The organism is Thalassospira sp. HJ (assembly GCF_000948415.1).
GTDB lineage: Bacteria > Pseudomonadota > Alphaproteobacteria > Rhodospirillales > Thalassospiraceae > Thalassospira.
Map to the genome: position 1 here is coordinate 113,342 of NZ_JYII01000021.1, position 12,181 is coordinate 125,522.

The following is a 12,181-nucleotide window of genomic DNA, read 5'->3' on the forward strand; positions in this document are numbered from 1 at the left end:
AGATAATTTGTGACAATTGATTTGTCGACCGGATTGATGTGCAACAATGTTGTGCGGTGCAATATACTCTAGAACAATTGTCGTTCCCCACATCGCACATGCGAACCCAAAAGGGGCAAAGAGGCGCCATCATGATGGAACAGACTGCCAAACGCGATTTCCCCGAAATTGATCCATCCTTGCTGCAAACAGACCCGAAAACCGGTCTTGCGCAGGACGAGGTAAGCCGTCGGACCGAGCAGTTCGGTGAAAACCGGCTCAAGGATGATCAGACCAGCGCGCTCAAGAAGCTTCTGTCATTCTTCTGGGGGCCAATTCCCTGGATGATCGAAGGTGCAGCCATCTTGTCGGCGGTCGTGCAGCATTGGTCGGACTTTGCGATCATCATGGTGATGCTGGTGCTTAATGCCGGGGTCGGGTTCTGGCAAGAATTCAAGGCCGATAACGCCATCGCCGCCCTCAAACAACGCCTTGCCCCGGATGCCCGCGTGTTGCGCGACGGCAAGTGGTCGGATCTGCCTGCGCGCGAACTGGTGCCGGGCGACATTATCCGCATCAAGCTTGGCGATATCATTCCCGCCGACGCCAAACTGTTGGCGGGTGATTATTTGCGGGTTGATCAGTCGGCACTGACCGGGGAGTCGCTGGCGATTGATATGAAGGTCGGCGATGAGGTCTATTCCGGTGCGGTGGCGCGTCAGGGGCAAATGACCGCGATGGTGACGGCGACCGGCATGGCGACCTATCTTGGCCGGACGGCAAGTCTGGTCAAAGGGGCCGGCAAGCAATCACATTTTCAGCGCGCGGTTTTGCGCATCGGTAACTTCCTGATCCTGATCACGCTGGGCCTGATTGCGCTGATCATGACTGTCGCCCTGCATCGCGGTGATCCATTGATGGAAACCATGCTGTTTGCCCTGATCCTGGCGGTGGCGGCCATTCCGGTTGCCTTGCCAGCGGTTCTGTCGGTCACACTGGCGGTCGGGGCGGAAAAGCTGGCCCGGATGAAGGCGATTGTTTCGAGGCTGGTGTCGATCGAGGAACTGGCAGGCATGGACATCCTGTGTTCTGACAAGACCGGCACCTTGACGCAAAACCACCTGACGGTGGGAACGCCGGTTCTGATTGATGCAAAGGATGAAGCCACCCTGATCCGTGCCGCCGCATTGGCGTCTGAGGCCGACAGTCACGATCCGATTGATAGTGCGGTCTTTGCCACTCTTGGCGATCCGGCAAAGCTTGATGGTTATGACGTCACCACGTTCCGCCAGTTTGATCCGGTCCGTAAACGCGCCGAGGCCGAAGTCACCCATGATGGACAGACCTTCACGGTCGCAAAAGGTGCACCGCAGGCTGTTCTGACCCTGCTGTGCGGCGATGAGGCATCCGATATTGAAAGTGTCGCGGTCTATCGCCCGGTGATGGAAGCGATCAAGACCATGGCTGAGCACGGATACCGTGCCCTTGGTGTGGCAGAAAGCGATCAAGACGGTAATTGGCGGTTTCTGGGATTGCTGCCGCTATTTGATCCACCGCGCGAGGATGCGGCATCGACAATCGCCGAACTGCGCAGCAAGGGCGTTGATATCCGCATGATCACCGGCGATCACGAGGCCATTGGCCGCGAAGTCGCCGGGCAACTCGGACTGGGTCAGAATATCCTGCCTGCCGATGCGGTGTTTGACCAAAACAACCGCGCTCGCGATCCGTTGGCTATTGAGCAGGCCGATGGTTTTGCCCGCGTCTTTCCCGAGCATAAATACGCGATCGTCCGCCAGTTTCAGGATCGCGGCCACATCGTTGGCATGACCGGTGACGGGGTGAATGATGCCCCGGCCCTGAAACAGGCCGATATTGGCATTGCCGTATCCAATGCGACGGATGCGGCGCGTGCGGCCGCCGACCTTGTCCTGACAGCACCCGGGATTTCCGTAATCACCAGTGCGATTGAAGAATCGCGGCGCATTTTCGAACGCATGGGCAGTTACGCGACCTTCCGGATTTCCGAAACGATCCGCGTTCTGTTGTTCATGACGATTTCGATTTTGGTGTTTGATTTCTATCCCGTGACGGCGGTGATGATCGTGTTGCTGGCATTGCTCAATGACTTCCCGATCATGATGATCGCCTATGACAATGCCGATGTCGCCGAACGCCCGGTGCGATGGAATATGGGCAATACGCTGACCATGGCGTCACTTCTGGGCGCCATTGGGGTTGTCTCGTCCTTTACCTTGTTGTGGGTCTCGGAAATGTGGCTGCATCTGCCGCCCGCGGAAGTCCAGACGCTGGTGTTCCTGAAGCTTCTGGTGGCGGGGCATCTGACGATCTATCTCACCCGGCACAAGGGGTTCTTCTGGCAGAAACCCTATCCCAGCATGAAGCTGTTTCTTGCGACCGAGATCACGCAGATTATCGGCACGCTGGCCGCAGTTTATGGCTGGTTTGTGCCGTCGATTGGCTGGTATCACGCGCTGGTGGTCTGGGGCTACGCGCTGTGCTGGTTTGTGGTGGCAGGCTTTATCAAGGTCTGGGTCTATCGGCTTTTGACCCACCGCCATCATAGTCATCACAGCCATCTGGCCCGGGTTGAGGGATCACTTCATCGCGGACGGTAAGTTTGGCGCAGAGATAAAAAAAGCCGGACCATTTTGGCCCGGCTTTGATTTCTTGTTTTCTTATTCGGCGGCGATATCGCAATGCTCGTCTGGCATATCGGCAAAGGCATCGCGGAGCGCATTTGACCAGGCATCCGACAGGGCGCGAAAGCCGTTATCCTCGGCCTCAATCCGCCGGATTTCGGAAAACTGGCAGGCGTCATCGGGCAAAACCGCCAGATCAAGCGGCATACCGACCGACAGGTTGGAGCGCAGGGTTGAATCCATTGACAGCAACACCGCCTTCACCCCGTCCTGTATCGGGGTATCCGGCGTGATCACACGATCAAGGATCGGTTTACCGTACTTGTGCTCGCCAATCTGAAGATAGGGGGTGTCAGATGTCGCTTCGATAAAGTTGCCCGCGGCATAGACCAGAAACAGGCGCTGATCGCCGCCCTTGCGCTGACCACCGATCATGATCGAGGCAGCGCTGCTTTCATGATGTTGTTCAAGCGTATCATGGTATTTCAGCTGCACCTTCTGCATGGCTTCGCCGACCAGTTCGGCAACGCGGAACATGCTTGGTGCGCTGAGGATGCAGTTGCCCGGCTCGGTTTCGGGATCGTCGATGGCCTCGTGCAGGGTGCTCATCACCGCCTGGGTAATGGCAAGGTTGCCAGCCGAAAGTGCGACAATCGCGCGTTCACCGGGCACTTCCCAAGTGAACATCTTGCGATAGCGCGAAATGTTATCAAGGCCCGCATTGGTCCGCGTGTCCGAAAGGAAAACCATCCCTTCGTTCAGCATCAACCCGACACAGTAGGTCATCTTTTTGTCGTCCGACTATTGTTGTGACTGCGCAATGACGACTGTTACATCCAAATTTTCATTCGCGCCACCAGTATGTACGCCCCTAACGGGTGTGGCGACCTGGCCATCAAGCCCCGCCCCGAGCCGGATGTAATAATCGGTCGGGCAGCACTTGTTGGCCGGGTCGAACCCCACCCAACCGAATTCGGGCAGATGCAGTTCCGCCCATGCATGGGATGCCTCATGCGGTTTGCCATCCTGATCGGCAAACAGATATCCCGATACATAGCGGGCCGGAATGCCAAGATGGCGGGCAGCCGAGATCAGAACATGGGCATGATCCTGACAAACACCTTTGCCATCGGCCAATGCATCCGCCGCCGTAGTATGGACGTGGGTTGTGCCCGGGGCATATTCAATGGCATCTGCCACAGCACCGGCAAGGGCATGTGCCAGATCAAGTTTTGTGCCGTCCTTGGACTTCTTGGCGACCTTTTCGGCAAGTTTGCGGATGGCGGCACTCGATTTGGTCATCGGGGTCGAGCGCAGGAACACGTCGGGAAAGGCGCGCTCCTTGTGGCCGCGCAAAACGCCGGCGGTATCGGTGGTTTCGACCTCGCCGGTGACGACGATTTCAATTGCATCGACCGGTCCGTTGGCCGTCAGCGTGCTGATGACATCGCCATTGCCGTCGGTAAATTCCGATCCGATGGAGCATCCCTCAGCCGTGATCGACCAGTTGATGATTTTCTGGCCTTCGAACTCGGCCGGGGTCAGCTTAAGGCTTTGCACCGCGTGATAAGCTGGCATTTCATAGCGGTAGTGGGTTCTGTGTTCGACGGTCAAGCGCATCTTACTGCCCCCCGAAATGATAGGCGTCAGCAATCGCCAGCGACAGGATACGGTTGCGGCCCTGGAAATCGTTCAGGAATTCATGCAGCCCGGTCGAGAAGATCTCGTCCATGTCGCTTTGCGTCAGCAGGGAATACATCTCGACCGCCTGGCGGTGCACGCTGTGGCGCTGGCCATAATGGCGGGCCAGCCGTTCAAGATGCTGGGTAATCTGTTCAGCGCAATGGGCAAGGGATCGCGGACTGAACGGATTAAGGATCAGGAAGTGCGCAATTCGGTGCGGTGAATAATCATCACGATAAACCCAGTGGAATGCGCGAAGCGACGATGCCGCGCGCAGAACCGTTGTCCATTGATAGTTATCGACACCATCGCCAACCATGCTGGTTTCCGGCAGCAGGACGTAATATTTGACGTCAAGCAGCCGGGCGGTGTTATCCGCCCGCTCGATAAAGGTGCCCAGACGGATGAAGTCATAGCCGTCATTGCGCAGAATGGTGGAATCCGTGGCACCACGGAACAGCGCGCCCTGCTTTTTGACCCAATCGATGAATTCCGGCAGTTCATTTTTGGCCAGATTGTGCATCGACGGACGGCGAAGCTCCATCAGCGCATTGTTCAATGCTTCCCACATTTCGGCGGTGATGGCGGTGCGCATGGCGCGTGCATTGGCGCGCGCATATTCAAAGCAATTGATGATTGATGACGGATTGTCACGGTTAAAGATCAGGAAGTTGGCGACCTCTTCCTGGCGCAACGGGGCATCGGGATCATATCCCGCTACACAACCTGATGCGGACAGGACCGATTCCCATTCCGACCGGTTGCCGGTGGCGGCCGCAGGCATCAGCGCCATGCGATAGCCCATCTCCATCAGGCGGGCCATGTTTTCGGCCCGTTCAACATATCTCGACAGCCAGAAAAGGTTGTCTGCGGTACGACTAAGCATCTCTCAACCCTTTCCTTTTAATCGCTCATGATCCAGGTGTCCTTGACCCCGCCGCCCTGCGACGAGTTCACGACAAGCGACCCTTCGCGCAAAGCAACACGGGTCAAACCGCCCGGCGTCAGGCGCACATCATCGCCGACAAGGCAGAATGGCCTGAAATCGACATGGCGGGGTGCAACACCGCTTTCAACAAATGTCGGGCAGGCCGACAGCGACAGGGTCGGCTGGGCGATGAAATCTCCGGGATCTGCCTCGATCCGTTTGGCGTAGGCTGCCTGTTCTTCCTTGGTCGATGCCGGTCCGACCAGCATGCCATAGCCACCCGACCCGTGGACTTCCTTGACCACCAGTTCACCAAGGTGTTCAAGCACGTATTTCAGATCATCGGGCTTGCCGCATTTCCAGGTCGGGACGTTATTAAGGATCGGCTCCTGCCCCAGATAGAAGCGAATCATATCAGGCACATAGGTATAAACCGCCTTGTCGTCGGCAACACCGGCCCCCGGTGCCGAACAGATCGCCACCCCGCCGGAACGATACACATTCATCAGGCCGGGAATGCCAAGAACCGAGTCAGGCTTGAAACACAGCGGATCGATATAGGCATCATCAATACGGCGATAGATCACATCCACCCGTGCCGGGCCGCGCGTGGTGCGCATATAGACCCGGTCTTCATGAACAAACAGGTCCTGCCCCTCGACCAGCTCAACCCCCATCTGATCGGCTAGGAAGGAATGTTCATAATAGGCACTGTTCATCGCACCCGGGGTCAGGACGACAATATTGGGATCACGGTCGCATTTGCGCGGTGCGATGCTTTTAAGGGTTTTTAAAAGCATGTCCGGATAGCTTTCGACCGGCTCGATCCGAAGGCTTTTGAACAGGTCGGGGAACATGCGCATCATGATTTCGCGGTTCTCAAGCATATATGACACGCCAGACGGCGTGCGGCAGTTATCTTCGAGAACATAAAAATCTTCGGGCCCGGTGCGCACGATATCGACACCGACAATGTGGCTATATACATTGCGCGGCGGATCAATGCCGATTACGGCCGGTTCAAACGCCTCGTTGCGAAACACCAGATCGGCCGGAATGATGCCGGCCTTGATGATTTCGGCATTGTGATAGACGTCATAAAGAAACGCATTCAGCGCCCGGGCGCGCTGTTTGACGCCACGGTCAAGCTTGCGCCATTCCTGGGATGTGAAGATGCGTGGAATCAGATCAAAGGGAATAAGCCGTTCGGGATCCCCGCCCTCGCCATAGACGGCAAAGGTGATGCCGATCTTGCGGAACAGGGTTTCGGCTTCAAGGCGCTTTTGTTCGAGAACCTCGGGGCCGCTTGCTTCCATCCAGTCAACCAAGGCGCGATAAGGTTCGCGAATTTGGTCGTCAACACTCATCTCGTTGAACATGCATACTCCCCTTTATTACCCTTTGATTAAAGGGCGGCAGGCAGGGGACGGTCAAGGATGTTCACGGTTGAAATGACAGATTTTTCAGCAAACTACTGATCTGCTGAAAAAATAAACTTGCGGATCAGGCCCATTGTACAAAAAACGGGCGGACTTCACATCCGCCCGCCTCAATCAGGCTTTTGCCGGGCGCAGAACGTGGGTGTGATCAGCGGCATAAAGTCTAGAGTCGGTAAAATCTTTCCGACCGAAAACTTCGCCCACCATGATCAGTGCGGTCCGCGTGATGCCACTGCCTTTGACCTTCGCGCGGATATCGCCAAGGGTGCCGAAAATGTATTTCTGATCGGGCCAGGTCGCGCGATAGGCAATCACAACCGGGCAGTCTTCACCGTAATGCGGCGTCAGGTCGCGTACGACATTGGCAAGGTTGTTGATCGACAGATGCACCGCAAGCGTCGCCCGTGATTTGCCAAGTTCCTTCAGGCTTTCACCATCGGGCATGCTCGACGACCGCATGGCGGTTCGGGTCAGGATCACGGTTTGCGAAATATCGGGCAGGGTTAGTTCCGCCCCGATTTCAGCTGCCGTCGCGGCATAGGCCGAAACACCCGGCGTGATGTCATAGGGAATGCCGAGGTCATCCAGACGGCGGATCTGTTCGGCAATTGCGCCATAAATCGACGGATCACCGGAATGAACGCGCGCGACATCCTGACCCTTGGCGTGGGCAGCCTCGATCTCGGCCATGATTTCATCAAGGTTCATGGGGGCTGTATCGACCACATGTGCGCCATCGGGGGCAGCCGTGACGATTTCTTCAGGCACCAGTGACCCGGCATAAAGACAGACCGGGCATTTTTCGATCAGACGCAAGCCACGCACAGTGATCAGGTCCGGGGCGCCGGGACCGGCGCCGATAAAATGAACAGTCATTAGTCTGCCTTGTCGTTTTTTGGGGTGTCGGAAGTGCTGTGCGCAGATGTGCTCAGGACCGGTGCCTTGGCCGCGTCCGGGCCCTTTTTGGCATAGCCGCGCGGGGTATAGACCCATTCGTTTTCGCCGCGTGTGATATGGCGGCTGTTGCTGGACCCGACCAGCACGGTGGTCAGCATGTCGACCATGTCGACTTCTAGTTTCGAAAGCGGAACAACCGTGATTTCTTCGTCCGGGCGGCCAAGCTGGCGGCCAAGAACCACAGGCGTATCATCTTGGCGATGTTCAAGCAGGATATCACGGGCTTTCGCCAGCAAGTCGCGACGGCGCTTCGATACCGGGTTATAAAATGCAATGACGAAATCGCCCTCGGCCGCGGCTTTCAGGCGGCGCAGGATATCCTCGCGCGGGGTCAGAAGGTCCGAAAGCGAAATCGCGCAGAAATCATGACCGAGCGGCGCACCGATCCGTGATGCAGCAGCCTGCAGGGCGGAAATGCCCGGTGAAACCTGCACTGCGACACGGTTCCAGTCGGCGCGATCTTCGCGATCAAGCAGTTCGAACACCAGGGTGGCAAGCGCATAGATGCCTGCATCCCCCGATCCGATCAGGGCGACATCCTTGCCCGTCGCAGCCAGTTCCAGCGCATGACGGGCACGGGCTTCTTCGGCGCCGAGATCGGAATGGTGGCAATCCTTGCCATCAATCAGCGGGCCCAGAAGATCAAGATACATCTGATAGCCGACAATGTCGGTGGCACGTCCGATCAATGCAGTTGCCTCTGGGCTGCGCCAGCCGATCTGACCCGGTCCGATGCCAACAATCGAAAGCCTGCCTTGCGCGGTTCCGACCATCTCCGGGATGATGTCATCCTGGGACAGGGCAACGGCACAGGTGGATTTTTTGGTCTTGTGCTTGGGCACGATCAGCTTGCCCTTGGCACCGACCGTTGCCAGTGCCGCACCCTCGGCAACACCGTGGCAGCCGGTTTCGGCAAAGACGACGTCAGACGGGGTGACAAGGCGGTCTGCCTCGGCCTCAAGGGTTTTGGCATCAAAGAACCGTGCCGGCACACCAAGACGGTTTGCCAGTTCGTGAACGGCCGCTTCATCGGCCTTGAGATCGATCGAGCTCACACAGGCAATTGCCTTGGGGCTCAGACATTGTCCGGCCAGTGTTTCCATCACCAGATCATAAAGATCATCGACCGGGCAGCCGCGTTCGCAACCAACACCAAGTGCCAGAACCGGCGGGTGATAGGTGATGGCTGTTTCCGGTCCGGTTTCATCGGCATCCGACTGATCGGTTGAGCGCGCGGTGGCGGTGATCACGATACTGCCGTCATCAGATTGGGCAATCGCGCTGTTGGTCAGCCATGCGGCCGATCCGGCCTCGATCTCAAGCCTTGCGGATGCACCGGCCAGAAGGGCCGCCGTTGCCGGTTTGACGGTTTCGGGTGTACCCAGTTTCCAGCCCGCTGGCGGTTCATCAAGGGCAAGACCCAGCATCGCATCGCCCGGCGTGGTGATGGCGGCAAAGCCACCCAGCCGCTCAGCCAGATCGCGTGCCAGACGATTACCACCGTGATGCCCCCCCAGAAGCGGGATGAAGGTATCACCGGCCTCATCAACGGCAATAACCGCGGCGTCCTGCCACTTGCCACTCAGCAACGGGGCAAGGGCGCGGATCAGGATGCCCGATGCGCAGACGCCAATGATGACATGCCCGGTCGAAAAGGTTTGTTGCAGATGTGCAATGGTATCGTCAAAGGCGATATCGACATCGTTTGTCGAAACCCGGGTGCGTAGGCCATGCACGGTCGCACCCTGCAGGTTTGATGCGATCTTGCGCGCGGTCGGAAGAGCGCGCTGGGTCAGGCAGATCACCGCAATCGGGGCAATAGGATCGGTCGGCAGTGCCGGATTGTTGTTATTGTTCTGGGCGGTCATCGCCATGCGTCTCCGCGACGGTGGATCAGGATCATGGAAAAGTACGGGGCCTTGGCATCGCTGGGCAATTCGCCAAGCGGCACCATTTTCTGGGTCTCAAGCGTTGCGCGTTCGATATAGCGCGCCCGATCCGTCAGGCCGAGTTCATCAATCACGGCACGAACCTTGGCAAAGTGACGACCCAGTTTAATGATCGCAGCGGCATCGGTCTTGGCCAGCTGTTCGCGCAGGCGATCAGCATCAAGCGGGCCAGGAATGACCTGCAAGACATCGTTCTTGGCGGCAAGCGGCGCGCCAAGCTGGGCGGCACAGGCCATCATGGAACTGACACCCGGAACGGTTTTGACCGGATAACCGGCATCTGCCAGACGGCCAAACAGATACATGAAGCTGCCATAGAAGAACGGATCACCTTCACACAGCACTGCAACGGTTTTGCCATCTGCCAGATGCTTGCCGATTTCAAGTGCGGCTGCGTCATAGACCGGATCGGCGGGCTTGCCCATTTCAATGCGAATGGCAATTTCAATCCGGCCTTCTGGGATGTGCGGATCAACGATCTGACGCGCCAGACTGACACCGTCCTCAAGCGCCGGATAGGCAATCACATCGGCCTTTTGCAGGACGTTATAGGCCTTAAGCGTGATCAGATCCGGCTCGCCCGGTCCGATGCCAAGCCCATAGGCCGTTCCGGCCACCGGAAGGGGCGTTGCGGGACGTTCCGCACTGCTCATACTTTTACTCCGAGGTAATGGGTGACCGGGGCCAGATTGCTCCATCCCTTGAAACCGCCGCGCGGCACCAGCCGGGAAACCGACAGGCGCGTCAGGCTGCCACCATTTTTATTGTAAAACCGTAATAATTGTTCTTCGCCTTCGAGCGTCACCGTATTGGCCACCAGTCGCCCATGGATTGGCAACAGGTCCCAACAGGTATCAAGCAGGCCATCAATGGTGATCCCGCCGCCGATGAAAATGGCATCGGGCTTGGGCAGGCGATCGGCAAAGGCCAAGGCCTCTTCAATTGATTTTTGCTCGACCGCCAGGCTTGGCACGCCAAGACGAATGGCGTTCTTTTTGATGAGGGCGCAGCGTTCAGCGTCGCGTTCGATTGCGACTGCCAAACCCCCCATGCGCTTCCACTCAATCGAGATGGAGCCACATCCAGCGCCCAGATCCCACAGCACGCCATCCTCAAACGGGGCAAGCGAGGATAATGTCTGCGCACGGATTTCCGATTTCGTGATCATGCCATCATGGATAAAGGCATCATCAGGAAGACCGGGACCCTTGGGCAGCGGTTTGGCGTTGGGGCCAGCTTCGAGTTCGATCATGATCAGATTGAGCGGATCAATCGGCTTGATGTCGGGTATCGATGTTGCCCGCGCCTGCCAGGTTTGTGCGGTCTGGGTGGTAATGCGTTCTTCCGGGCCACCAAGCCGTTCGCAAACCGACATGCGGCTTTGATCAAAACCAGCTTCGCACAGCATAACGGCGACCAGCGCCGGGGTTGATCCGTCGGCACTCAGCGCAATCAGTTTGCCGTGCGGGCGCAGATGGCTGCGCAGGCTTTCGGGATCGCGGCCATGCAGGGTAATGACATCACAATCGGCAAGCGGCCAGCCAAGGCGTGATGCTGCTAGTGAAATGCTCGAAGGTGCCGGGATGGCGTAAACCGGTTCCGGCCCGAAATAGTTGATCAACGTATTGCCAACCCCGAAATACATTGGATCGCCACTGGCCAGCACCACCGGGTTCTGCTCAAGACAATCTTCGATCAGGGGCAGATTGGCTTCAAATGGCGTGATCCATTTGTTCTGGGTGGCGATGTTGCTGCCCGGCAGCATGGCAATATGGCGTTTGCCACCAAAGATGACGCTGGCTTTTTCAAGGATTTGGTGGGCCAGCGGGGAAAGGCCGTCATAGCCATCCTCGCCAATGCCAATCACCGTAATGCGGCCCTTGATCGGGGATTGTTCGTTCATGAAACCCCACCTTTCTTGCGATCAAGCGTGCCATCGGGTGTGGCATCATCATCGCGGGCCATGCGGGCCAATGCATTAACCGTGGCCGCTGTTACCGCACTGCCGCCAAACCGGCCGCGCAGTGTGACAAACGGAATGCCGTTGGCATGCGTAATCAGGGCATCCTTGCTTTCCGCGGCACCGACAAAGCCGACCGGCATGCCGATGATGACTGCAGGCTTCGCCATCCGGCCATCGTTGATGGCTTCAAGCAGATGGAAAAGGGCGGTCGGCGCATTGCCAATTGCAATTATTGCGCCTTCGATATGATCTTTCCAGCCTTCGACAGCGGCGGCAGATCGCGTCGTTGCCAGCTCGGTTGCCAGGCCATGCGTATCGCCGTCATTCAAGGTGCACAGCACCGGATTTTCGGCGGGCAGTAGCCGGGAAATGATGCCATGGCGGACCATTTCCGCATCACAGAGAATAGGCTTTCCGGCCCGAAGTGCGGTGATCGCCGCCGCGGCTACATTCCCGCCAAAGGCGATCTGGTCGGCCATTTCGACCATGCCACAGGCATGAATGATGCGAATTGCAATCGGGCGTTCATCCTCTGAAAAGCGCGCAAGCTTTGCCTCGGCCTCGATGGTGGCAAAGCTCTTGGCGTAGATTTCCTGCGGGTCACGCAGATAGTCAAACAT

General features: G+C 57.5%; 10 protein-coding genes. 1 reads left to right on the top strand and 9 read right to left on the bottom strand.

Annotation, left to right across the window (positions count from 1 at the left end):
* The first annotated feature begins 131 nt into the window (after window positions 1-131).
* Window positions 132-2,618, top strand: a complete 2,487-nt coding sequence (locus UF64_RS18335) for a plasma-membrane proton-efflux P-type ATPase (protein WP_235285153.1) — start codon at window positions 132-134, stop codon at window positions 2,616-2,618.
* A 60-nt stretch (window positions 2,619-2,678) separates the two neighbouring features.
* On the opposite strand, the gene UF64_RS18340 is transcribed toward UF64_RS18335, so the two are convergent.
* The 9 genes from UF64_RS18340 to UF64_RS18380 all read right to left on the bottom strand — a co-directional run bounded on the left by UF64_RS18340 (window position 2,679) and on the right by UF64_RS18380 (window position 12,181).
* Window positions 2,679-3,428 carry a proteasome-type protease gene (locus UF64_RS18340; RefSeq protein WP_044830062.1) on the bottom strand — a complete coding sequence of 250 codons (750 nt, stop codon included), beginning with the start codon at window positions 3,426-3,428 and terminating at the stop codon, window positions 2,679-2,681.
* Window positions 3,429-3,443: 15 nt separating this feature from the next.
* On the bottom strand, window positions 3,444-4,262 hold the full coding sequence (locus UF64_RS18345) for a transglutaminase family protein (protein ID WP_044830063.1): 819 nt from the start codon (window positions 4,260-4,262) through the stop codon (window positions 3,444-3,446).
* 1 nt (window position 4,263) lies between these two features.
* Entirely contained in the window at window positions 4,264-5,211 is a 948-nt protein-coding gene (locus UF64_RS18350) for an alpha-E domain-containing protein (RefSeq protein ID WP_044830064.1), read from the bottom strand.
* Window positions 5,212-5,228: 17 nt separating this feature from the next.
* The gene (locus UF64_RS18355) at window positions 5,229-6,632 is read right to left on the bottom strand and encodes a circularly permuted type 2 ATP-grasp protein (protein WP_044830065.1); all 1,404 of its coding nucleotides are present in this window, start codon (window positions 6,630-6,632) and stop codon (window positions 5,229-5,231) included.
* 174 nt (window positions 6,633-6,806) lie between these two features.
* On the bottom strand, window positions 6,807-7,568 hold the full coding sequence (gene cobM, locus UF64_RS18360; protein ID WP_044830066.1) for a precorrin-4 C(11)-methyltransferase: 762 nt from the start codon (window positions 7,566-7,568) through the stop codon (window positions 6,807-6,809).
* Window positions 7,568-9,523: a precorrin-3B C(17)-methyltransferase gene (cobJ, locus tag UF64_RS18365; protein WP_044830067.1), complete on the bottom strand. Its 1,956-nt coding sequence runs from the start codon at window positions 9,521-9,523 to the stop codon at window positions 7,568-7,570. Before cobJ ends, cobM begins: the two co-directional genes overlap by 1 nt.
* Window positions 9,514-10,251, bottom strand: coding sequence for a precorrin-2 C(20)-methyltransferase (gene cobI / locus UF64_RS18370; protein WP_044830068.1), 738 nt, complete (start codon window positions 10,249-10,251; stop codon window positions 9,514-9,516). Before cobI ends, cobJ begins: the two co-directional genes overlap by 10 nt.
* The gene (locus UF64_RS18375) at window positions 10,248-11,501 is read right to left on the bottom strand and encodes a bifunctional cobalt-precorrin-7 (C(5))-methyltransferase/cobalt-precorrin-6B (C(15))-methyltransferase (RefSeq protein WP_044830069.1); all 1,254 of its coding nucleotides are present in this window, start codon (window positions 11,499-11,501) and stop codon (window positions 10,248-10,250) included. The genes cobI and UF64_RS18375 overlap by 4 nt, the downstream gene beginning before the upstream one ends.
* On the bottom strand, window positions 11,498-12,181 hold the full coding sequence (locus tag UF64_RS18380; protein WP_044830266.1) for a precorrin-8X methylmutase: 684 nt from the start codon (window positions 12,179-12,181) through the stop codon (window positions 11,498-11,500). The genes UF64_RS18375 and UF64_RS18380 overlap by 4 nt, the downstream gene beginning before the upstream one ends.